The 22,139-nt window shown below is 68.6% G+C and carries 18 protein-coding genes and 1 pseudogene; 10 read left to right on the top strand and 9 right to left on the bottom strand.

Going from position 1 to position 22,139, the window contains the following annotated elements:
* Window positions 1-24: 24 nt before the first annotated feature.
* The 3 genes from ACICHK_RS41440 to ACICHK_RS41430 all read right to left on the bottom strand — a co-directional run bounded on the left by ACICHK_RS41440 (window position 25) and on the right by ACICHK_RS41430 (window position 2,238).
* Entirely contained in the window at window positions 25-774 is a 750-nt protein-coding gene (locus ACICHK_RS41440) for an anti-sigma factor domain-containing protein (protein WP_406841492.1), read from the bottom strand.
* Window positions 771-1,355 (bottom strand): sigma-70 family RNA polymerase sigma factor, encoded by a 585-nt coding sequence (locus tag ACICHK_RS41435; RefSeq protein WP_406841491.1) that lies wholly within the window; start codon window positions 1,353-1,355, stop codon window positions 771-773. Before ACICHK_RS41435 ends, ACICHK_RS41440 begins: the two co-directional genes overlap by 4 nt.
* Window positions 1,356-1,764: 409 nt before the next feature.
* A complete protein-coding gene (locus ACICHK_RS41430) occupies window positions 1,765-2,238 on the bottom strand; it encodes an ATP-binding protein (protein WP_406841490.1) in 474 nt (157 codons plus the stop codon).
* Window positions 2,239-2,437: 199 nt separating this feature from the next.
* Between ACICHK_RS41430 and ACICHK_RS41425 the strand changes: the two genes are divergently transcribed.
* The 3 genes from ACICHK_RS41425 (at window position 2,438) to ACICHK_RS41415 (ending at window position 4,809) form a co-directional block, all read left to right on the top strand.
* Window positions 2,438-3,178 carry a haloacid dehalogenase type II gene (locus ACICHK_RS41425; RefSeq protein ID WP_406841489.1) on the top strand — a complete coding sequence of 247 codons (741 nt, stop codon included), beginning with the start codon at window positions 2,438-2,440 and terminating at the stop codon, window positions 3,176-3,178.
* A gap of 115 nt (window positions 3,179-3,293) precedes the next feature.
* Window positions 3,294-3,995 (top strand): SDR family NAD(P)-dependent oxidoreductase, encoded by a 702-nt coding sequence (locus ACICHK_RS41420; RefSeq protein ID WP_406841488.1) that lies wholly within the window; start codon window positions 3,294-3,296, stop codon window positions 3,993-3,995.
* 100 nt (window positions 3,996-4,095) lie between these two features.
* Window positions 4,096-4,809 carry a DUF2071 domain-containing protein gene (locus tag ACICHK_RS41415; protein WP_406841487.1) on the top strand — a complete coding sequence of 238 codons (714 nt, stop codon included), beginning with the start codon at window positions 4,096-4,098 and terminating at the stop codon, window positions 4,807-4,809.
* A gap of 26 nt (window positions 4,810-4,835) precedes the next feature.
* On the opposite strand, the gene ACICHK_RS41410 is transcribed toward ACICHK_RS41415, so the two are convergent.
* Window positions 4,836-6,140, bottom strand: coding sequence for a glycosyltransferase (locus ACICHK_RS41410; RefSeq protein ID WP_406841486.1), 1,305 nt, complete (start codon window positions 6,138-6,140; stop codon window positions 4,836-4,838).
* Window positions 6,141-6,351: 211 nt separating this feature from the next.
* On the opposite strand from ACICHK_RS41410, the gene ACICHK_RS41405 reads away from it, so the two are divergent.
* A complete protein-coding gene (locus tag ACICHK_RS41405; RefSeq protein ID WP_406841485.1) occupies window positions 6,352-8,430 on the top strand; it encodes a glycosyltransferase family 4 protein in 2,079 nt (692 codons plus the stop codon).
* 54 nt (window positions 8,431-8,484) lie between these two features.
* Here the strand turns inward: ACICHK_RS41405 and ACICHK_RS41400 are convergent, their stop codons facing one another.
* Window positions 8,485-9,285, bottom strand: coding sequence for a DUF427 domain-containing protein (locus tag ACICHK_RS41400; RefSeq protein ID WP_406841484.1), 801 nt, complete (start codon window positions 9,283-9,285; stop codon window positions 8,485-8,487).
* A 64-nt stretch (window positions 9,286-9,349) separates the two neighbouring features.
* Between ACICHK_RS41400 and ACICHK_RS41395 the strand changes: the two genes are divergently transcribed.
* Together ACICHK_RS41395 and ACICHK_RS41390 are read left to right on the top strand one after the other, a co-directional pair.
* Complete coding sequence (locus tag ACICHK_RS41395; RefSeq protein ID WP_406841483.1) at window positions 9,350-9,535, top strand: hypothetical protein; 186 nt, start codon at window positions 9,350-9,352, stop codon at window positions 9,533-9,535.
* Between the two features lie 61 nt (window positions 9,536-9,596).
* A complete protein-coding gene (locus tag ACICHK_RS41390; RefSeq protein WP_406841482.1) occupies window positions 9,597-10,334 on the top strand; it encodes a YqjF family protein in 738 nt (245 codons plus the stop codon).
* Window positions 10,335-12,540: 2,206 nt separating this feature from the next.
* Here the strand turns inward: ACICHK_RS41390 and ACICHK_RS41385 are convergent.
* Window positions 12,541-13,062 (bottom strand): RNaseH domain-containing protein, encoded by a 522-nt coding sequence (locus tag ACICHK_RS41385; RefSeq protein WP_406841903.1) that lies wholly within the window; start codon window positions 13,060-13,062, stop codon window positions 12,541-12,543.
* A gap of 50 nt (window positions 13,063-13,112) precedes the next feature.
* Here ACICHK_RS41385 and ACICHK_RS41380 point away from each other — a divergent pair.
* Window positions 13,113-13,624, top strand: a pseudogene (locus ACICHK_RS41380) (transposase); the annotation flags it as partial.
* Between the two features lie 100 nt (window positions 13,625-13,724).
* On the opposite strand, the gene aceE reads toward ACICHK_RS41380, so the two are convergent.
* From aceE to ACICHK_RS41365, 3 genes are all read right to left on the bottom strand, one after another.
* Complete coding sequence (aceE, locus tag ACICHK_RS41375; protein ID WP_406841481.1) at window positions 13,725-16,400, bottom strand: pyruvate dehydrogenase (acetyl-transferring), homodimeric type; 2,676 nt, start codon at window positions 16,398-16,400, stop codon at window positions 13,725-13,727.
* 138 nt (window positions 16,401-16,538) lie between these two features.
* Window positions 16,539-17,270 carry a transposase family protein gene (locus ACICHK_RS41370; protein ID WP_406841480.1) on the bottom strand — a complete coding sequence of 244 codons (732 nt, stop codon included), beginning with the start codon at window positions 17,268-17,270 and terminating at the stop codon, window positions 16,539-16,541.
* Window positions 17,271-17,923: 653 nt separating this feature from the next.
* Window positions 17,924-18,046 (bottom strand): hypothetical protein, encoded by a 123-nt coding sequence (locus ACICHK_RS41365; RefSeq protein WP_406841479.1) that lies wholly within the window; start codon window positions 18,044-18,046, stop codon window positions 17,924-17,926.
* 329 nt (window positions 18,047-18,375) lie between these two features.
* Here ACICHK_RS41365 and wrbA point away from each other — a divergent pair, with 329 nt between their 5' ends.
* From wrbA to ACICHK_RS41350, 3 genes are all read left to right on the top strand, one after another.
* Entirely contained in the window at window positions 18,376-18,978 is a 603-nt protein-coding gene (wrbA, locus tag ACICHK_RS41360; protein WP_406841478.1) for an NAD(P)H:quinone oxidoreductase, read from the top strand.
* A gap of 892 nt (window positions 18,979-19,870) precedes the next feature.
* Window positions 19,871-21,160, top strand: a complete 1,290-nt coding sequence (locus tag ACICHK_RS41355; RefSeq protein ID WP_406841477.1) for a PP2C family protein-serine/threonine phosphatase — start codon at window positions 19,871-19,873, stop codon at window positions 21,158-21,160.
* Between the two features lie 311 nt (window positions 21,161-21,471).
* Window positions 21,472-21,948 (top strand): NUDIX hydrolase, encoded by a 477-nt coding sequence (locus ACICHK_RS41350; RefSeq protein ID WP_406841476.1) that lies wholly within the window; start codon window positions 21,472-21,474, stop codon window positions 21,946-21,948.
* Window positions 21,949-22,139: the final 191 nt, after the last annotated feature.

The raw sequence follows: 22,139 nt of genomic DNA, 5'->3' as shown, positions 1-22,139 counted from the left end.
CGAGCGGGCTCCCCATGTGTACCGTCAGGTCGGCACGCCGAGCAGGGCGACCGGCGTCGAGGTCGGCTGCTTCGATCCCCCGGCCGGCTCCACCGTGATCCCGACCCCGGAGGCGCCGTCGACCGCACCCTGCATCAGCACCGCCTGGCTGCCGCGGTCGGGATCCATCAGGCCAGCCGAGCGCATCTTCCCGCCGTCGGCGAACCACAGCTGGTACACCTTGCCCCGCGGAGGAGCAGTCATCCCCGAGGTGACGAACACGGCTCGACCCCGGCTGGCGGAGACCACCAGTGTGCCCCCACCGCCCGCCACCTTCACCGAACGCGACTTGGCATCAGGCGCGGCCAGCACCCCCGCCAGATCCTGGACGTGCCGCTGTGCCTGCGCGGCCCCGCGTGACGCGTCCTGGGCGCGCTCGTACTGCCACACGGCGGTGCCGCCGAACGCGGCCGCGGCGGCCACACTCGCGGCCAGCGCCCACCGGGTCAGGCTCCCTCCGCGCAGCACGCCACGGCGTACCCGCTCCAGCGGCGCGGCATCGGGCGGCACCTGCCGCACGATGGTGATCCGCTGCAGGACTTGCTCTCGCATGACGGGGCGCGTGCGCACCGTGGAGGCCAGGGCCAGGCGCCCGGTAGTAGCCGTGAACTCGGAGACCTCCTGCTTGCAGGCGTCACAGTCGGCCAGGTGACGCTCGAAGGCGGCACGTTCCTCAGTGTCCAGTGCGTGCACGGCGTAGGCGCCGGTCAGCGCGTGCAGATCGGTCGTGGTCATGCGGTCACCCCCAGGCAGTCGCGGAGCCGGATGAGTCCGTCGCGCAACCGGGTCTTGACCGTTCCGAGCGGCAAGGCCAGTGCTTCGGCGACCTGCCGGTAGGTCAGGCCGCGGTAGTAGGCGAGCGTGACCGACTGGCGCTGCAGTTCGGTCAGGGTACGCAGGCAGCGCCTCACCTGCTCTTGTTCCAGCCGCGTTTCGACCTGCTCGGTCACCTCGTCGTAGGCCGGCTGATGCTCGAGCAGGGCGGCCTTGGTGTCACGGGCTGCCGCGGCCTCCACCGACCGGACCCGGTCCACAGCCCGCCGGTGGGCGAGGGTGAGGATCCAGTTGATGGCCGTGCCCCGCTCGGGCCGGTAACGCGGGGCCGTGCGCCACACCTCCACCAGCACATCCTGCGCCACCTCCTCCGACTGCGCCTGATCACGCAGAACGGCCCGGGCGACCCCGAGAACGGAGCCGGCCACAGCGTCGTAGACCGCGGCGAAAGCCGCCTGATCACCCAGTGCCACCTCGTGGACCAACTGTTGCAGATCAGGCTGAGAAGTCGGATTACTGCCGATGTACACCGGTTCCTTCACAATGGCTCTCCCATAGGCACGGAGGGACGGAACAGCCCTGTGTAATCCGAAGCCACGCGATCTGCGGATTGGTCGCGTACGCACGACGGCGGCGGGTCTCGCCAACATCCCCGCCCGGTCAAGAATCGCCCATCGGCCGCTGGGCAGGTCAGCGTCTGGCCACCTGCCCGCGCTCTCGACAGGACCGGCGTCCCGACCTCACCTGCGCGAGACGCAGTCTGCGGGTCTTGCCGTGTCGTCAGGCGGGACCTTGCCCCGCCCGGCGTGAGGCATCCAGCCAGGGGATACGGGTGGTGCAGGCGGCGGTGGCGGGTCTGCTGGTCCGGTGCGGGCACACGACGGTGGAGACACCTGACGGGAACGGCATCGTGGCGGACGCTGCGTGACCGCCTGTCCAGGTCTTGCCCGGTCACAGTTGACGGCCAGCAGCATCTCCGCCGGGGTCGTCGGCCAGCATGATCGCTGTGGTGATCCGCTTGCCCACCGGTTCGCGATGGACGGCGAAGCTCAGGCCGACAGCCATCACGATCTCCAGCCCATGCTGGCCGATCCGGGTCGGATCGGGCGCGAGAATCGCGGGCGGGGTGGGGTTGCCATCCCAAACAGTCACTTCGATAGCGCCGCCGTTGATCTCCAGAGTGAGCAGGCAGGGGCCGGGTGCATACTTGCGGGCGTTGGTGACCAGCTCGCTGACCACGAGCTGGACCATGCCCATAGCGCGTGCGGACACCGGCAGCCCGTGCACGGCCTGCACGTCGGTGAGGAAGGTGCGGGCCAGGTCGCGGGCGACGGCGATGTCCTCGCTGCCCTCGAACGCGCCGGACACCGTTATGACGTCCCCCAGCACTGACTGCTCGTCCTCGCCGCCCGCTGTTTGTTCCATACCAGTTCCGCCTCGCCCTGCGCCAAACGTGCTTCGCTCGTTTACCCCCGTACCTTCACATCATGCGAAGGCGCCGGACAGGAGGTGCCGGGGTCGCATGCGCGGGCCTAGGTGTCTTGTCCTCACCCGGATCAGGCCACCCGCCGAAGGGTCAGCCCTGATCGAGCCGAGCCCCGAGAGCTGGGGCGCCCTTCATGCGGTGAATGCTGCAGGTCGCACACTCACGTTCCCCTTCGACGTCAACGAGACCCTCAGCGATCTCGCGCCGCTGCGCGGTCGCTTCGAGGACGTCGGCGCCCCGGGGCATCTGCTGCCGACGTGGTTCACCGGGGTACTGCGGGACGGTTTCGCCCTGACGGCCGCCGACGGCTACGCCGACTTCGCCTCCCCGGCCCACGACGGACTGCGAACACTGCTGTCCCGGCTGGAGAACCTGCCAGCGGATGAAGAAGCCGCGGCCAGGCACATTCTGGACGGCTTCTCCCGGCTGGACGCCCATCCCGATGTACCCGACGGCATAAGCAAGGTGAGCGATGCGGGGTATCGGCTGACCGCGATGACCAACGGCAGCGCCGCCCAGACCGAGCAGCTGCTGGACAGGGCCGGAGTGCTGCACTGCTTCGAGACCCTGTCGGACGTCGACGGCCCCCGCTGCTGGAAACCGGCACCGGCCGCCTACCGCAACGCCGCCGAGCGGGCCGGCGTACGGCCCGAACAGGCCATGCTGGTCGCCGTGCATCCGTGGGACATCGACGGTGCACGGCGAGCGGGACTGCACGGAGCGTGGCTGCGGCGCGGAACCCCCGTGTACCCGCGGACTATGACCCCGCCCAGCCCAGCGCGCAGGACCTGCGGGAGCTCGCGGACGCGCTGGCCGCCGCGCGGCACGGTCACGCACCGGCCGACTGACCCGAACCGGGGCCGCCGTCGACCCTGGTGAGCCGCCGGCAGGCCGACGTGCCGTTCCTGGCTGCCCGCGTCTGCATCCGGCCGACGGCCGACCAGCGAACCAGACACGTAGTGCCAGGTCGTCGGCACGGAACGGGAGGCGGGGCATGGACCTACGCGGTGCACGGATTCTGGTGCCGGGTGCCACCGGGGAGATCGGGGCGGCGCTCGCCGTACGGCTGCACGCCCTCGGTGCCCGCACGGCACTGGCCGGACGTGACCGCGAGGCCCTCACCCGTGTCTCGGCGGCGTGCGAGCACGCTCCCGCCCGCACCTTCGACGCCTGGGACGCCGATTCCTGTGCGAAGACCGTCGACTGGGCGGCGGCGGAACTGGGCGGCCTGGACGGCGTCGTCGTATGCGTCGGAGTCGCGGCCTTCGGGCCGGCCGGGGAGGTGGAGGACGCGGTGTCCGAACACCTGATGGCGGTGAACGCGCTGGCCCCCATGGCGTTCCTGCGGGCTGCCGGGGACCTGTTGCCCGAGGGCGGCGTCCTCGCGGCCGTCACCGGGATCGTCGCCGAGGCGGCACCGGCCCGGATGGCGGACTACGCCGCCGCCAAGGCCGCGCTGGCCACCTGGCTGACGGCGGTCCGCCGCGAGCAGCGACGCCAGGGCGTGACCGTGCTGGAGATCAACCTGCCCCACATGGACACGGGCTTTGCCGGGCGTGCCGTCGTAGGCCAAGCGCCGCCGCTGCCGCGGGGATTGCCCGTTCCGGAGGCAGTGGACGTGATCGTGCGGGGGCTCTGCGAGGGGGCGAGACTTGTGCGTCCCGGCAGCGGTGCGGCGCTCGAAGTGGTGCGGTAGGGCAGACATGCCGAGGAGACGTCTCGCGTACGGCCCTTCGTCCCACAGCGCCCGGCCCGCGGAGGCGTTGACCCCGCTGGCTCCGCGTACGGTGCGGCGCGTGCTGTTCCGGCAGCGCTGGCGGGACCTGGTGTTCCTGCACTGGCCCGCCGACCCGTTCGAGGTGGCCCGGCTGCTGCCGGCCGGCACCGTGCCCGACCTCCACCAGGGCCGGACGTACGTCGGCCTGGTCTTCTTCCGCATGGACGACCTCGCCTTCGGCCGGACGCCGGCCCTGCCGTACCTGGGGAGCTTCGGCGAGGTCAACGTCCGCCTGTACAGCCGCGACGCCACGGGACGGCGCGGGGTGGTGTTCCGTTCGCTCGACTGCGACCGACTGCTGCCCGTACTGACGGCCCGCGGCGCGTTCGGCCTGCCCTACCGGTGGTCCCGCATCCACAGCCAGTGGTTCGACAGCCGGCTGCTGTACCGCACGGGTCGGCGCCAGGGTGCGCGAGCCGGGGCACGGGTGTGGCTGGACGTGGCGGACGAGCCGGTGGCGGCCACGCCGCTGGAGGAGTTCCTCACCCAGCGCTGGGGGCTGCACGAGCGGTTCCTCGGGCGCACCTACTACCTGCCCAACGCACACCCCGCCTGGTCCTTCCGCAGGTGCACCCTGCTGGGCTGGGAGGACGACCTGGTCGCGGCGGCCGGGCTGTCGAGGCCGCAGGGCGAGCCCGTGAGCGTTCTGCACGCTCCCGGCCTCCCGGTGGTCTTCGGCCCGCCGGTGCCCCTGCCCGCGCCCGGCACGCGGCCCGGCACGCGGCCCGGCTGACCTGCCCCGGCACGACGGCGCCGGGATCAGCCCGTCGACTTCCGCCGGCCCATGGCGGCCAGCAGCTCTCCGGCCGCCCACCCGGGCCCCCGCCGCCGTACCGCCGCGGCCAGTTCGGGCATACGCGGGCTCACGGTCCGCCACAGCGTCCTGAGCGCCGCAGGGACGTCGGCCGGCGACAGCGTGTTCGGGTCGAGCACCACACCGGCACCGGCGTGCTCCGCGTCCCGGGCCACGGAGAACTGGTCGCTAGAGAACGGCAGCACCACCGCGGGCACGCCCGCCCGCAGGCATTCGGTGAAGGAGTTGCTGCCACCGTGGTGCACCATCGCGTCCACCTGCTCCAGCAGCGCGCGCTGGGGCACCGACGGCACCACCACGGCCTGCTCGCCCGCGAGATCGGCCAGCGCGGTGGCCCGTTCTCCGACCGCGACGACGACCGACACGTCCGGCATGCCGTCGAGCAGCCCCGTGACGACGGTGCGCAGGACGTCGTCGCGCGCGGACAAGAACGTACCGAGCGCGACGAGGACGACCTTCTCGCCGCTCGAACGCAGCATTTTCAGGCGCGCCTCCCACTCCGCGTCGAAGGGGTCCGGGACTGCGGTCATGTGCCCGGCGAACAGGCGCACCGGGCCCGGCGGAGGCGTCGGCAGCCAGCGAAACGCCGGGTAGGCGTAGACGACGGCGTGCGGCGAGCTGAGAGCGAAGGCCCGGCCCGGAGCCGGCCGGGAGGGCGCGTGCCGCCGGGCGAAGGCCGCGAACAGGGCGGTGAAGGCCTCGTCGTTCTGCCGCGCCGCGGCCCTCAGTTCCCGCAGCCGCTCCGGATCGGGCCGCAGCGCGTCGGGCCAGGCGTAGGGGACGCCGAAGTAGGCGTCGGGGCCGGAGAGCACATAGCTGGGATGTCCGGGGCAGAAGGTCGCGTAGGGCACGCCCAGGCAGTGCAGGGCCAGGGTGACCGGGTAACTGAGCTGGTCCACGACGTACCAGTCGGGGCGCAGCCGCCGGTCGGCCGAGCGCAGCGCGTCGAGCACCCTGTCCGGGTCGGCCAGCATGTCAGCCCGCCGATGGCGTGCCTGGGCCAGCAGCGCCGACACGGCACCCTCCCTGGTGGCGTCCAGGAACTCCGCCAGCCGGGCCGCCTCCCCGGCATCCTGCTCGGTCGCCTCGGCCACCCCGGTGTTGGCATTCCGCGTCACGGACAGCGGCTCGAAGCCCACCCCGGCCTCCCGCGCCAGGTGCTCGAACACCGGAGCGCAGGCGAAGTACACGTCCGCACCGCGCCGGCGCAGAGCCCCGGCCAGGACCGACAGCGGCCGTGCGTGGGACATGAACGGGGGACTTACGACAACGACACGCGGCATGCGAACCCCTCGGCCAAGGCATCTTTCGCCCACTGTCCAGCAGACCCGGGCCAGCGCATCGTAGCCACGTTCGAGCAGGTCGGACGGTGTGGCAATCCGCACCGGAGGCAGGTGCATCCAGGAGGCCGACACCCCGCGAACCACAGAGGTCAGCGCCGTCCCTGAGACAGGAGGACCCGTGGCCGGCACCGCTTTCGCACCCCCCTCGGCGGCTCACGACCCCGCACGGCCGGGAGAAACGGGCCACGAAACCCGCGACCCCTTGGTGGCCGCCCGCACCGCGTTCTTCAACGGCTCCGGCTGGACCGCACACCTCCCCGAGCCGAGACACAACAGACGTCTTCCGGACGTGCAGGGTGAACTGGCGAAACTGCTGGAAGCCGAGTACGGGCTGCGGCCGCGGGCCGTCCCGCCCGGCGAGGGACCCGGGGTGGATCGCCGGGACAAGGCCGTGGCGGGACTACGCCGCGCCGCCCGGCTGGGCGTACCGCTGACGCCAGAAGCCCTGCTCGCCCACCGGGAGGGCGACCCCCGCCTCATGGCCGTGCTGACGGAGCTGTGGCCGGAGACCGTTCGCTGGCACGGCCCCCGGCACGCCGAGGAGGTACTGCGCGCCATGCTCGGCGAGTCCCGCGACGGACCGGTCGCCGGCCACCTGCTGGACCTCGCGGTGGCCGCCGGCCTGCATCCCCTCACCCCGGTCGAGAGCGCATCGCTCGCGCGCACCACCACGCACCGGGCCGTACGCCACTCCGCCTGGCGCTACCTGCGTCAACTTCCCGGCGGCCTCACCCATTTGCCCCAACCTTCCCAGGCCGGGGACGCCTACGAACGGCTCCTGCTGGCGCCCCCGGCACCCGCGTTCGGCCCGGAGAGGCAGGAGCCCGCGGGCCGGCTGGTCGCCCAGAGCATGCTGCTGGGCGGCCTGGACACCCCGGGGCAGGGGATGAGCGGTGGACTGGCGGTGCTGCTGGGCGGGCTCGGCGACCGGCTGGCCGCGACCGACGGGATATCCGGCGTCATCACCGTCGTGACCGCCGGGCACGAGGACCTCGCTGCCGACGATCGGCTTGCCCACGAACGCGCCCCCGGGCACTGGGTCCTGCGGCTCCCCGTGGACACCCCCTCGGCCCCGGCTCAGGTCGAGATGCACCGCCACCGCCCCGCACTCACCTGGTGGGCGGTCCGCCTGCTCGGCGCCATGCCACGGCCCCTGGACGTCCTGCACGTCAGATACGCCGACGACGGCAGCCTGGCCCTCGCCGACGCCGCCGAGCGCCTGGGCGCCGCGCTGGTCTTCACGGTCACACCCGACCCGCACCGCGGACTCGCCGAACGCCATGCCGCGAGCGATCCCGCCGACCCCACGGCAGCGGACGCCCTCCGGCACGATCTGCACCGGGTCTTCCTGGCCGACCGGCTCGTCGAGCGCGCGGACACGGTCGTCGGTATCCCCGGACGCGGCGGCACCCGCGAACTCGTCCGCCACTTCCCCGGCCTCGCCCGGCTCAACGAAGGACGCGGACCCAGCGCCCCGCCCGAAGGCATCGCTCCCTACCGGCCCGCACCCGACGAGGAGGACCGGCGGCGCGAGGCGCTGAAGCGGCTTTACCGGGACGGGACACGCCCCGACGCCCTCGACCCCCGGGACCGCGAACTTCCCGTGCTGCTGTGCGTGGGCCGGCTGCACCCGGTCAAGCAGCAGGACCTCCTGGTCCGGTCCTGGCTGGCGACGGGCGCCCACCACACCACGACCCTCGTCCTCATCGGCGGCAGCCCCGGCACCGGTACCGCCGTGGAGGACGACATCCGCCGCCGCATCGACACCCTCCTCGCCCCGTACCCGCAGGCCGCGCGCCGCCTGGCGCTGCTGCCGGCCCTGCCGAACACCGAGGTACGCCGACTGCAGCGTGCCCTGGCACAGCGCACGGCCGACGCCTGCTGCTGGTACGTCTGCCCGAGCGCGAAGGAGGAGTTCGGGATAGCGGTCCTGGAGGCGATGGACGCCGGCCTTCCCGTCGCCGGTCCGCGCCGCGGGGGAGTCGCGCACTACCTCCGCGACCAGGTCAATGGCCTTCTGATGGACACATCCGGCCAGGCGGGCCTGATGCGGGGCCTACGGCGGGTCGCCGCCACCTCCGTCGACGACCGGCGCCGTTACGCGGCTGCGGGCAGGAAGCTGGTCGCCGAGCGGTTCTCCGTGACACGCATGGCGGACGAACTGGCCGCCGAGTACACCGCCCTGCACACCGGCTGACCAGTGTGCGCAGGGCCCGCGACGAGAGGGGTGAGGCCGAGTGGCGGCTCGGCCTCACCACAGCAAGGTGCCCGGCCCGCCCTTGAACGGCCCGCGCACCTCCGAGGTGATCCAGCCGCCGTAGAAGTCGCCCTCCTGCGCCGTGACGTCCTCTCCGTCGACCGTGCAGCGGTCCATGCGACTTGGGTAGAAGGCGAAGTAGTCCTTGAGGGGCGTGAAGCCGGGTTCGGGACGGGGATAGCTCCAGGCGGCGTCGGCGCGTACGTCGTCTCCCACGACGACGTCCCAGTACCGGGCCGAGCCCTTCCACTCGCACCAGGTCCGGCCCGAGAGCGCCGGGATCAGCAGCTCCGTACGGACGTCCGCCGGAGGGATGTAGAACACCGGCGGATGACTGGTCTCCAGCACCCGGACGGACTTCCGGGTCTCCGCCACCACCTGGCCCGCGCACTCGACCCGCACGACGCGGTCGTCCTCCTGTACAGCGGGCGGGCGCGGATAGTCCCAGACGGACTCGGGCGGCCGTGGGGCGGAATGCGGCACGGGTTGTTCCGATAGCGGATCCAGGTACACCTCGTCCTCGTAGCACCAGGCCCACTCCTGGCCGCGGGCCAGGGCGCGGGCCACCGGGTGGCCGCTGGAGTCGAAGTGCGTCGTCGCGTGAGCGCCGGGAGAGCTGTCGCTACAGCCCACATGGCCGCAGGTCAGGCAGAGCAGCAGGTCGGCCGACGCACGTTCGCGTGCCGCGCACGTCGTGCATGTCTCACTCAGCGGCGCCGGTTCGGCCGTCCAGGTGTGGGAACAGGGCCTCTCCGAGGGCCGTCCGCCGTCGTGCCGGGGCGCCCACTTCGTCATCGGTGATCACCGGCCTGTGCAGAGCTGTCCACGATCTCTCCTCCGCCGTCCCTCGTCTCGCCCCTTGCTTCACCCCCACCCCGCGCAGGGGATGCAGGCGGCGGGCAAGTGCGCCACCGTTCAAACGCCTCCCGTGCTGCCGACAGGGCTGCCCGTCGCCGAGGCGGTGGACGCGATCGTCGCCGCACTCTCGGCCGAGGCCCGTCTGGTGAAGCCGGGCCGTGACGCCCCGCTCGACATCGAGCGATAGGGCGGGTGGCCGAGGAGCAACCGTGTCCGACAACGGATCGCCGCGCCGGTACCACCGGAGCATGCACCCCGTAGAACCTGTAACTCCTCGTGCTCCGCGGGAATTGCGACGGGTACTGTTCCGGCAGAACTGGCGCGACCTGGTGTTCCTGCACTGGCCCGCGGACCCGTTCCAGGTCGCCGGGCTTCTTCCGCCCGGCACCGTCCCCGACCTCCACAACGGCCGCGCCTACGTCGGTCTGGTCTTCTTCCGTATGCGCGGTCTCGCCTTCGGCGGCACTCCGGCGCTCCCGTACTTCGGGTCCTTCGACGAGGTGAACGTCCGCCTCTACAGCCGGGACGCGCTCGGGCGTCGCGGAGTGGTGTTCCGCTCGCTGGAATGCGACCGCCTGGTACCCGTCCTGGCCGCGGACGCGTCCTTCCGGCTCCCCTACCGCTGGTCCCGCATCCATAGCCAGTGGTTCGAGAACCGTCTGCTGTACCGGACCAACCGCCGCGGAACATCGAACGCCGGGGCTCGCGTGTGGATCGAGATGGACGGCAACCCCATGGCTCCGGACCCCGTCGAGGAATTCCTCACGAACCGCTGGGGACTCCACGGACACGCCTTCGGACGCTCCTACTACCTCCCCAACACCCACCCCGAATGGTCCTTCCACCGCTGCTCCTTGCTCGACTGGGACGACTCGCTCATCGCGGCCGCGGGCCTGTCCCGGCCGAGGGCGGCGCCGGTCAGCGTGTTGTACGCGCCTGGCGTGCCGGTGCGGTTCGGAGTACCGGTATCGCTGCCCGGCACCTGATGCTTCCGTGGCCGAGACCATTACGCGTGCCATACCGGTGCCCGCTCCCGCATGACCGTGAGCAGACACGCGGCTCTCGTTCACGGATCCGGTCAGCCGGCTCGGCGATCCGTGGGCCGGCCGTGACCGGCAACGCCTCGAGAACGTCACCGATCTCGGCAGGCCCCGCGGCGTTCAGATCGGCGACAGCACCCGCGCCCGAGTGCTCCGCGTCGCGCGCGAAGGAGAGCTGATCGTTGGAAAGGGGCAGGACCGGGGCGAGGGAGCCCGCCCCGATGCACTTCGTGAACGAGTTGTTGCCGCCGTAGTGGGCCATCAGGTCGACGTGTTCACGCAATACCTGCGCGGCCAGGTGACGTCACTGCGGCCCGCTCTCCGGCCAGTTCTGTGAGTCGGTGGCTTCGCCCGCCGCATCAAGGATGAGCCCCCATCGGCCTTCCTTTCTGACCCTCATCCCACTGTAAAGCCGGTCAGTCGGTTACCGGGAGGGGCAGCGTTCTGCCCTTGCTGAAGATCAGCCGTCGAAGTCGACGTACCACATGGTGGCGCACTGAAGGATGCCGGAGACCCGAAGGCACGGCCGTACTGCGTGATAGCGCCCTTGGACATTTGGCGTATAGGTCCACCCGGTTGAGCCAGAGTGGTACACCTCGCAGTAGTCGTAACCTCCGTTGGCTGCGACCTGCGCATCGGTGCGCCAGCCGAACCCGTTCGCATTCTCCGTGGCGGTTGCGGTGAACGAGTTGATGGAACGGTCGATGGAGACGTACGACCCGTTTGGAACTGTCGCAGCGGCACGGGCTGATGCCGACTGATATCCGGTGTAGAGATGGGTCGTGATCCCGCGTAGCGTGACTGGGTAGTACGGAGCTCCAACCTGGCCCCATCCCACATACTCAGTCGGTGGGGTTGCACATCTGGCAGCTGCATGTGCTGGTGCGGCTGTGGTGAGCACGGCAAGTGGCAGCGTCACCAGTATCGCTAGTGTCGCCGACAGAACGCGTCTTCGAATCGGTCGCAATGTTCCTCCCAGATGTCGTGTGTTACGGACCATGCTGGACGACAGGCGACGGCGCACGGCCCGTCACTTGGCAGTATTCGGTCCGTAGGCATTGATCGGCTGAGTTCACGGGAGCGTAGCGCTGCAGCTGCCAATTGTCTGCCCTCTGATACTCATTCGTCGATACGGCTGTCCTGTCTCAACGAATCCAGTCGGTGTCCAGCGTCTGACCTGGATCGACTGACTTCGTTGAGACGGCCGCAGATGGTCGGGCCCCGCTGCTCCTCGGAGCCAGCCTGCGGCGACTGGATTCGTTGAGACGAATCAGCGCCGACTCGGTTCATTGAGACAGGACAACGGCGTGATGATTGCCATGATCTGCCAGCGATGCAGGGCACTCAGTGATTACGTCGTAATCACTGACAGGGAGCCACGCCCACCACCCCGGACTCGTGCTGTTCACCACCTGGACGGCGTTGTGCGACTACGCCGAGCACGACCCCACCGACAGCGACCTGCAGTCCTTGGCTAATCTCGTCGACGAGCACGGCCCCGGGGCTGTTCTGCAGGCCGTCGATCGACTCGTTCCCGAAGATGCGGCCGAGGTCACCGTCTCCACTGTCCACAATGCCAAGGGCGGCAATGGGCCCGGGTATGCGTTGCACCCGACTTCACGCTGCCGGCCGACACCGATGAGGTCAACGCCCAGGGCCGCGCCGTTCTCCAGCCCGTCGATGAGGCAGAAGCCCGCCTGGCATACGTCGCTGTTACCCGGGCCCGCCACCACCTGGATCCCATCGGCCTGGCTTGGATCACCGGGCACCCGGGCAACTCCGCATAGTCGGACCCTCGCCGCGAGTACGTCAGAGCCCAAGACACCCGTCCCCGGCGGTCTGTCCGGTGCTTTTGCCGACGGACTGCGGCCCGGTAAACACGTCACCGACAGGACACGGCTGAGGAGGCCAACGTGGCGCGTCGGCCAGCGTCCGCGCGATCAACCAGCGCGTCACGCGGGTACCGCTGGAGAGCCCGCGCACGGCGCCCCGGCGACGTACGAGGCGAGGCTCGTCGGCGGCTGGCAGCGGGCGCCGGTGCAGCCTTCCCGGGCCGCCTCACCTCATGGATGACTGGGGAACCGCAGAGGGCATTCCGGGTTGTTGCTCACCCGGCAGTGATACGGCGCGCACGAGTCGGCCTTGTGCCCCGCTACTCGCCCTCTTGTGTCTCGTTGGCTTCGGGTGTCTGGGCAGGTTCGATGCTGGGGCCCCGGTACTCGGGATGAGCGCGGTCCATGGCGCCGGCGACGTGAAGGGGAACGGGGTGGCGGGTGCGCGCATCCCAGGCCAGGGATTGATGGCACAACTGTGCTGCGAGCGCCGCGATTTTTTGTGGATCGTGCTCTGCGGCGTGTGGAACGGTGATTTGGGTGGCGGTGAAGCTGTGCCAGTCCTTGCGCTGCAGAGCCCAGTCGTCCTTGGGGAGGGTGAAGCGGGTGTGGACGCCGCCGATGCTGCCGGCGCTGCCGAAGCCGTCGTAGGTGCGGGAGGCCTGTGCGATGCACCAACTGGTTTGGCCGGTAGTGGTGGTACGCCGGCAGAGACGCTCCTGGGGCTTCGGTCGGCGCTTGGGGTTCTTGCGCGGGCTGGCGGTGTTCTCCACCGGGGTGGGCACTTCGCCGTAGGAGGTATTGATGGCGACCACGGCGACGGACCGTGCCGGAGTGCGCAGGTCATCGCCCGGCAGGGGCCCCTTTCCGAAACGGACGTTCTGCAGGCCCGGCCAGTGAGCGTGGTGGCCTGCACGGCTACGGTGGCGGCAAGAAGGTCAGCGGCATCAAGCACCACCTGCTCGTCGACACCCGCGGCACCGTCCTGGTCCCCTGCGTGAGGCCGGCGAGCGTCGGCGATCGTGATGGCGCTGTTGTGCTGTTCTCCCGGGCTGGCGATGTCTTTCCGCGTCTGCGGCCCGTGGGGGCAGACCAGGGTTACCGCGGCACCGACTTCCAGGCCTGGGCCCGGGAAGCCACCGGCATCTTCGTGGAGGGTGTGCAACGCCGCGACGGAGGTTCCCGCGCGACCTGGGCGAGGGTGGGGACACCGCCTCCGGCAGCGCCCCTCTTCGCGGTCGTCCCGCGCCGTTGGGTGATGGAGTGGACCTTTCCTTTGCCTGGCTGGGACGGTGCCGTCGGCTGTCGAACGACTACGAGTACCTACGCGTCTGCTCGGAGAATGCCATCTATCTCTCCATGGCCATGCTCCTTGTGCGCCGCCTCGCAGTACCAGCCCGCTGACAGGCTTTTCAGACGCCCTCTAGGTGTTCCTGCGGTGCTGTGGTGCCTGAGCGCGTTGAGATGGCGCGCTCAGGCTTTTTGTATCTCGTGGTGGCGGAGCTCAGATTTCGTACCGAGCGCGGGCTTCCTGAAGCGTTTGCGGGTTGACTTCGCCGCGTTCGGCCAGTGCGGCGAGAGCGGCTACGACTATTGACTGCGGGTCAACCCCGAAGTGCCTGCGGGCTGCCTCACGGGTGTCCGACAGGCCGAAGCCGTCGGTTCCGATGGAGTGCCAGTCCTGTGGTACCCAGTGGCTGATTTGGTCCGGGACGGCACGCATCCAGTCGCTGACTGCGATGACGGGACCGGCTGCATCTTGGAGCATGCTGGTGACGTGTGGCAGCGGGGCGTCCTCACCGCGCAAGCGGGCGGCGTCGTAGGCGAGACCGTCACGGCGCAACTCGCTCCAGGAGGTTGCAGACCATACGTCAGCGGCTACGCCCCAGTCTGCTGCCAGCAGTTCTTGTGCTTCCAGAGCCCAGTGGATCGCCGTTCCGGATGCGAGGAGTTGGAGTTGTGGTGCGTCTGTGGTGAGTGCAGTGGTGTCGGCTGTACGGAACCGGTAGAGGCCCTTGACGATGCCGTCCTCGATGCCCGTGGTTGTAGGCATTGCGGGCTGGACCTTCGGTTCGTTGTAGACCGTGAGGTAATAGAAGATGTTCTCTGAGTCGGGTCCGAACATGCGGCGCAGGCCCTCGCGGACGATGACGCCGATCTCGTAGGCGAAGGCCGGATCGTACGAGATCGCCGCCGGGTTGGTGGACGCGATCAGTTGGGAGTGGCCGTCAGCGTGTTGCAGGCCTTCTCCCGTCATCGTCGTGCGGCCTGCGGTCGCCCCGACGAGGAAGCCGCGGCCGAGCTGATCGGCCAGGGCCCACATCTGATCGGCGGTCCGCTGCCAGCCGAACATCGAGTAGAAGATGTAGAGCGGGATCATCGGCTCGCCATGCGTGGCGTACGAGGTGGCTGCAGCGGTGAAGGAGGCCATGGAGCCTGCCTCCGTGATGCCCTCGTTGAGGATCTGACCGTTTGTGGCCTCGCGGTAGTACAGGAGCATGTCGCGGTCGACGGGGTCGTAGTTCTGGCCGAGCGGCGAGTAGATTCCGGCGTTGGGGAAGAGCGACTCCATGCCGAAGGTCCGGGCTTCGTCGGGGACAATGGGAACCCAACGTCGTCCGCTCTCCTTCTCCCGCATCAGGTCCTTCAGCAGGCGTACCAGGGCCATTGTGGTGGCGATCTCTTGGCTGCCGGAGCCTTTCGCCAGGGCTTCGAAGGGCTTGCTGGACGGTGTGGGGAGAGTCACCGGGTGGACACGACGTGTTGGGACAAGGCCGCCCAGTTGGGCGCGTCGCTCCATCAAGTACCGTACCTCTGGGGAGTCGGGGCCTGGGTGGGCGTACGGCACTACGTCGCCGGAGAGCGCGCTGTCAGGGATGGGCAGTTCCAGCAGGTCGCGCATCTCGCGGAACTCGGGGAGGGTCAGTTTCTTCATCTGGTGGTTGGCGTTGCGTGACTCGAAGGCTGAGCCCAGCGTCCAGCCCTTGATGGTCTGCACGAGGATGACGGTGGGTGCGCCCTTGTGTGCGGTTGCCGCGCGGTAGGCGGCGTAGACCTTGTTTGGTTCGTGTCCCGCACGGGACGTGTGGAAGCACTCGATGATCTTCGCATCGGTGAGTAGTTGGGCCATGGCGGCCAGGGCGGGGGTGGCGCCGAAGAAGTGCTCGCGGATGTATGCGGCGTCGCGGGTTGCGTAGGTCTGGAACTGCCCGTCGGGTACTTCGCGCAGTCGCCGGACGAGTGCGCCTGTGGTGTCCAGGGCGAACAACTCGTCCCAAGCCTTGCCCCACAGCGCCTTTATGACGTTCCAGCCGGCAGCACGGAACTTTGCTTCCAGTTCTTGCACTACCTTGTAATTTGCGCGGACCGGTCCGTCGAGTCGCTGCAAGTTGCAGTTGATGACGAAGGTGAGGTTGTCCAGTCCTTCACGGGCGGCGAGGTTCAGTGCTGTGGTCGATTCCGGTTCGTCCATCTCGCCGTCACCCAGGAACGTCCACACGTGAGAGCCGGAGGTGTCCTTGATGCCGCGGTGCGTGAGGTATCGGTTGAACCGCGCCTGCTGGATCGAGTTGAGGGGACCGATGCCCATCGACACGGTAGGGAATTCCCACAGCCAGGGCAGCTGTCGTGGGTGTGGGTAGGAGGGCAGGCCCTCGCCGGTGGCTTCCTGGCGGAAGTTGTCTAGTTGTTGCTCCGTCAGTCTGCCGTCGAGGAAGGCGCGGGCGTATATGCCGGGGGAGGCATGTCCCTGTATATACAGCTGGTCCCCGGAGCCGTCACCGTCCTTGCCGTGGAAGAAGTGGTTGAAGCCCGTTTCGTAGAGCCAAGCCGCGGAGGCGAACGTGGCGATGTGTCCACCGAGTCCCAGGCGGCTGCCGCGTGACACCATGGCTGCGGCGTTCCAGCGGTCCCACGCTGCAATGCGCTGTTCCATGGCTGCGTCACCGGGGACTACGGGTTCCTCGGCCGTGGGAATCGTATTGATGTACTCGGTCTCCAGGACCGTTGGCACCGCTAGCCCAGAGGCGTGCGCGTGTTCGTATGTGCGGCGCATCAGGTATGCCGCGCGGTCAGGGCCGGCGGCTTGAGCAACCGCGTCGAGCGAGGCGGCCCACTCACCGGTTTCCTCGGGGTCGGGGTCCGGCAGGGGACGGAGCGCGTTCAGCGTGGCGTCGGTCATGGTGCACGCCTTCCAGGAGACGGTGAGCGGAAAGTCCGCGTATATAAATAATGCTGATCGATGATCGATCATTTCCGTCCCGCATGTGAAGGGCATCACCCCAAGGAGCGCCATGTAGATCTCCCCACAAGTCCTCGTTCATGCGGGCATGCACGTGCTTGGGGTCACTGAGCCTCTTCGGCGTTGCCGCTCCAGGGGGAGGATGGCTTTGGTGGTTGACGTCATGGGGTTGGGGCTGCAGCGGGACCTGCGGAAAATCCGCCAGGACTTCAGGCAGGCCACGCCGCGCTCGACCGGTGCCCGTGCCGCAGCCAGAGCCCGGTTGACGGTCTTCTCGGCAGGGGTGAGTTCTCGCAGGAGCCTGCGTTTGATGCCCGTGGTCAGCCAGGGGCCACCACTCTGATAGGCGAGATCGGCCAGGACGGGGACGCCCTGGCGCTCGCAGATCCGGATGATCCGGTGGGTGCGGGGGGCTGCCAGATCGTGGCAGTGGCCCGGCGGCGCGGGCGAGAGCCACCGCAGTCGGCCGTCCGGATCGGTGACCACGTGCACGTTCACCCCATGCCGACGGTGCCTGGGGCAGTAGCCGGCCCGTCCATTATTGACCCGGTCGCACTCGGCGAGCGTGCCGTCCAGGAGAACGGGGTCCGGATTCTGCTCGCGTAGGACCTTCAGCAGACCAGGCGTACGTTCGGTGAGGAGGCGGACGGCCGCGCTGGTGCAGGCGTGGGCGGTGGACTGGCTGATCCCGAAGCCGGCTGCGGTCTTCGCCAGGGTGGTGTGTTCGCTCAGGTACACCAGTGCCACCGTCGTGCGCTGGGACGGGCGGAGCTTGCAGCGGCGGTCCCCCTCACGGGTGACGGTGAGCATCGTGACCCGCTCGACGAGCGCATGGGGCAGGTCGAATGCGGCAGGGTAGATGACTAACGAGGCCCCGGCGCAGTGTGGTTGAGACGTCAGACATCTGGGTCAACTACCCGGGGCCTCGATCGTTGCGCTTCATGGACCGTCACCCGATCGGCGGCCCGCTCGAAGAAGCTCAATGAGTCCGTCCGTGTGCTTGGGGTGCTGTTTCAGGCGGCGGTCTGGCCCGCGATACGACTGGCTCTGATGCCTTGCGTTTGATCTGCCGACTGCTGTCTGAGGCGGTGCGTGCTGCCACCGAAACGGTGGGCGTGTCCCGATGGGGGCCTTCGCGACAGGCACCATCACCATCGCTGTTATCAACGAGTGGCTGCGACCTTTGCAGCGTGGGCATCGTCCCACACGAGCCTCATCGCACTGTCTGTTTCCACAGGCGGCCACGGAGCCCAGACAAGAGCTTCACGCCAGCCCGACCGGCCGTGGACCCAGTTCCGAAGCCCTTCGGCAACAGGTTCTACGGCGAACACTTCGTGTGTGCGTGGCACATGAGCGTGGAAGTTCCTGTCTGGGCCACCATCGCGGTATTCAACCTGATAGCTGAGGTCGTCGTTGAGATATACCTGCATGTAGTGTCGGCTGGCAGGTTCGAGGCCGAGTCGCTAGAGCACGGCAAAACGCCAGGTCAAGCTCATGTCGGCCAGCAGATCGTGCAGCTGATTGTCGGACGGGTCGTCCCATGGCGTCTCGTCCCACTCAATCGCCCGCAGTACTGGTGTCGCCATGAGGGCGACTGTACTGGCCGATCATTTTGCAGACACCAGCAGGCTGCCACTTGTAAAACAGGCCCTAGCTCCAGATGAGGTCTACCCTCCAAATGGGGCCTCATGAACCCTCCAGGGATGTGATCTCTTCACAGATATGGAGGCAGCGGCTGGGCTCCTCGTTACCAGTCTCAAGGTTCGGCCATCTCAACGCATCCGATCAGCGGTCCTGTTCCGAATATTCGCAGTAGAAATGATCCGTCGGCACTCTTGACACTCTGTTCGAGTCTGCGGAGTGGAACCCATGCTTCATGCGAGGTGCCTACGGTCCGGCTCACCGGAGGTCATCCATGGCAGTCCGCGTCGCAGTGATCTACTACAGCGCAACCGGGAATGTCCACAGTCTCGCCGAATCACTGGCGGAGGGTGCATCGTCGCAAGGGGCCGAAGTGCGGCTCCGCCGTGCGCCCGAATCGGTGCCCGACACGTCCATAGAGAAGAATCCGGCGTGGCGGGCTCACATCGATGCGACGAAGGACACCGTTCAGGAAGCGATTCACGAGGACTTGGAGTGGGCGTCTGCGTATGCGTTCGGCACCCCGACTCGCTACGGAAACGTCTCAGCGCAGCTGAAGAACTTCATTGACTCCACTGGCCAGTTGTGGCAGGCGGGCGTCTTCCACAACAAGCCCGTCACCAGCTTTACCTCGGCTATGAACAGGCACGGCGGCCAGGAGTCGACCCTCCTGTCGCTGAACAATGTCTTCTACCACTGGGGCTGCATCATCGTTCCCCCCGGTTATACCGATCCACTGCTGTTCGAAGCCGGTGGCAACCCTTACGGCACAAGCTGGCCTAGTGGCGGCGGGGAGGGGCCGGACAGGGCAACATTGGCTGCAGCGAACTATCAAGGCCGCCACCTCGTCGAGATAGCGGACCGCTTGCAAGGCTGAGGGCGCACTCCGAACCGTAGGCGCTTGGGTGCAGTGACCGTTGATGGCACTTTGGGTAGCGCTTTGTGGTTGCGTTCGCCTCACCGGTGAAGCTGGCAGACGGCACCGCACCCTCACCCTTACCGTGAAGGGCCCGCCCCGGAGCTCCAGCGACAGACCGCAGCAACTCGTGAGCGCTGCGTCGAATCGTAGGTCAGCCGGGGAGGCGAGTGTCATGTTGCGTGCCACAGCTGCTGCGGCAGCGTGAGTGCTGCGCTCAACTGGCTTCGCGGCTTCACCGCACTTGGCCGGCTCGTCCTCGGCGAGCCACTGCCCCACACGGCCCAGGCACCATCCTCAAGCGGGTGCCGCACGGTGTCGGCCTCGACCGGCCGGCTCTTCCTCGCACAAGTCGGCAGCCAGCGAGCAGCAGAAAGACCGGCCGGACCTCTTGGGCGGCGGCCAGGACGTTTTTTGCCCGCTCCGGTAGGCGGACCCGACGGGTCTACCGCCTCGCTTCGAGCGCAAGAGGAACGCCACTGCTGGCATCGAAGGCGTGCACGATAACGGCCATGGCACCCGAGCCCTGCTCTCCCAGCGCTGCGCGGCCAGTTCCCTGCCGGTTACACCGGCCGGCGGGGGCGGCCCCCGGACGTCTCACCGACACGCCCAGGGGGCCCTCGGGACCGAGTTGGTCGCCACCACCTTGAGAACGATCTCGGACTTTCAAGATTCCTGACAGCGTCAGCTACTCGGACTTCCTCCGTCGTCGGTGTTACGAGGTTGTCCACCTGACCTGGGCTCCCGCCGCCTGTTGCGCGCGCGGTCGCCCCAAACACGCACCGATGGGCCAGACGATGGCATCCGTGGCACGGCGGCGGTCGGCGCGTTCATTCGGGGGAAGTCGCTGAGGGTGGATGACTATGACGTGGATGCGATCCTGCAGCAGGCGCTGGACCGGCTGACGGTGCTGGCCGACATCAATGCGGCGCTGGCCGGGACCGTGGAGGTGGCCGAGGGCATGCGGCGGGTCGCCCGGATCGTGGCCCGTCGGCTGGGGGACTGGTGTGCCGTTGACCTCCTGTCCGACCAGGGTCGGATCGAGCGTGTCTGCGTCACCCGCACCCAGGCCGGGCCCCAGCCGCAGGAGGAGCTGGCTTTCCTGTCTCTGCCACCTGAGACGGCCACCGGCCCCCTGGCCCGCGTACTGCGCGGCGCCGGACCTCTGCTGCTGACCGGGGCCGACCTCAGGGCCGGGGGCCGTGATCCCTGGGATGTGGGGCAGGCTCGTCACCTGGAGGGTGCCACCAGCGCGGTCATTGCTCCGCTGCGGGCCCGGCGGGAGGTCCTCGGCGCCCTGACCGTCCGCCGCGCCGGAGATCACCCTCCGCTCACCGAGCAGGATCTACCTCTCTTCGACGATCTGGTCCACCGCCTCGGACTGGCTGTCGAGAACGCACACCTGCTCCACGAGACCCAGCGGATTGCCGAACGTCTCCAGCGTTCCTTGCTGCCCGAGCTGCCCCGCGCCGACGGCCTGAACATGGCGGCCCGCTACGCCCCCTCACAGACCACCGCAGAGGTGGGCGGGGACTGGTACGACAGCTTCCTGCTGCCCACCGGCCACACCACCCTGATCATCGGCGATGTCACCGGCCACGACCTTAAAGCCGCCGTCACCATGAGCCAGCTGCGCAATATGCTCCGCGGTATCGCATGTGATCGCCAAGAGCCACCCGAAAAGATCTTGCACCGGATGGACGTCGCCCAGCACTCCCTCTACCCCGGGACCACCGCCACCTGCATCTACGCCATCATCCACGGACCCGAAGGCGGTCCCTGGAAACTCGACTACGCCGTAGCCGGCCACCTTCCGCCGTTGCTGGTCACCCACGACGGCGACACCCACTACCTTGACGGCGGCCGCAGCCACCTCCTCGGCGTCAGCACCGACCTGCCCCGCACCAGCGCCACTGAGTCACTGCCCGCCCAGTCCACCCTGCTGCTCTACACCGACGGACTCATCGAACGCCGCCACGAATCCCTCGACCACAGCCTCACCCGTCTGCGCCAGCACGCCGCCGCCCTGGCCCGCGAAACCCCCGACACCTTCTGCGACGAACTCGTCACCGGCCTCGCCCCCGACAGCACCGATGACGTCGCCCTCCTCGCCCTACGCCTCCCACCACCCGGCCGCCTTTAGAGCACGGTGGTTACACCGACCAAGACCATCCAGGACCGCCTCCCACCGGTCCAACTTCACTGACAAACAATCCGGCTTCGCTGCCAAAGGACTACCCGGCACCCGTGTCACGCTGACGGAGCGTGAGCGTGACACGGACGTCACGCCACCCTCGAAAACTGTCACGCACCTCGGAATGGCGCCTGTTGTGTCCGTTTCGCAGGGCCCGGTGTCCGATGCCACTGAACCTTGTCCGTGTGCCACTGAAGTCTGACCGCCGGAGCGTGAGGGCGGAGGGCTTCTCGTGGAGTCGCCCGGGGAAGCATCCGACCGTGGCCTACCCAGCAGACGAACCGCTTGCAGCCGATGGCCGTGGCAACTCCTTGGTCTCGTTCGCGCGGAGTGGCGAGGCAGCGCCGCCGCAGGATGCCCCGCTGCCGGCGACCCTGGTTGCCTTATGGCGCGCCGGTCGGGTCCTTATGGTCTTCGATCGGTGCCGCCAGTCCTGGGAGCTTCCAGGAGGGAGCATCGAAGAGGGCGAAACCCCCCGCCAGGCAGCAGTACGGGAGCTGCTGGAGGAGAGCGGGCAGGAGCCTGACGAACAGTTGCGGTTCATCGGCTACGCGCGGTTCGTCCTGGCGCCTGACCAGCGAGCCGAATATCTGGCCCTCTACACAGGATCCTGCGCCGAGACCCGCGCTTTCGAGCCCACCGAGGAGATCTCGGCCATCCGCTGGTGGGACCTTCTCGAACGTCTCCCAGGGTATGTGCAGCCTCTGGACGCCTACCTCGCAGTGCTCACCCGGTAGCCCAGCAGCCGACGCCACCGCCCCATCGAGCAGTGGTCAATGTCCAGTGGCAAACGATCAAGGTTCGCTTTCGCCGGACAACGAGCGGAGCAACCGCAGCCGCGACCAGCACCTGTCCCGTCTCAGGCAATCTGGTCCCGGTTTCAGATGATCTTGTACGGTCAGGTGCCCGGCTCTCTGGTCTCACTCGC

The organism is Streptomyces sp. AHU1 (assembly GCF_045343905.1).
Classification (GTDB): Bacteria; Actinomycetota; Actinomycetes; order Streptomycetales; family Streptomycetaceae; genus Streptomyces; species Streptomyces triticiradicis.
Note: the sequence above shows the minus strand (reverse complement) of the source record. Positions and strands in the feature narration are given on the sequence as shown.

Coding starts and splice junctions, on each gene's coding strand:
- ACICHK_RS41440 (WP_406841492.1), bottom strand. CDS start 774: ATGACCACGACCGATCTGCACGCGCTGACCGGCGCCTACGCCGTGCAC.
- ACICHK_RS41430 (WP_406841490.1), bottom strand. CDS start 2,238: ATGGAACAAACAGCGGGCGGCGAGGACGAGCAGTCAGTGCTGGGGGAC.
- ACICHK_RS41420 (WP_406841488.1), top strand. CDS start 3,294: ATGGACCTACGCGGTGCACGGATTCTGGTGCCGGGTGCCACCGGGGAG.
- ACICHK_RS41410 (WP_406841486.1), bottom strand. CDS start 6,140: ATGTCCCACGCACGGCCGCTGTCGGTCCTGGCCGGGGCTCTGCGCCGG.
- ACICHK_RS41400 (WP_406841484.1), bottom strand. CDS start 9,285: ATGACGAAGTGGGCGCCCCGGCACGACGGCGGACGGCCCTCGGAGAGG.
- ACICHK_RS41390 (WP_406841482.1), top strand. CDS start 9,597: ATGCACCCCGTAGAACCTGTAACTCCTCGTGCTCCGCGGGAATTGCGA.
- aceE (WP_406841481.1), bottom strand. CDS start 16,400: ATGACCGACGCCACGCTGAACGCGCTCCGTCCCCTGCCGGACCCCGAC.
- ACICHK_RS41370 (WP_406841480.1), bottom strand. CDS start 17,270: ATGCTCACCGTCACCCGTGAGGGGGACCGCCGCTGCAAGCTCCGCCCG.
- ACICHK_RS41365 (WP_406841479.1), bottom strand. CDS start 18,046: ATGGCGACACCAGTACTGCGGGCGATTGAGTGGGACGAGACGCCATGG.
- wrbA (WP_406841478.1), top strand. CDS start 18,376: ATGGCAGTCCGCGTCGCAGTGATCTACTACAGCGCAACCGGGAATGTC.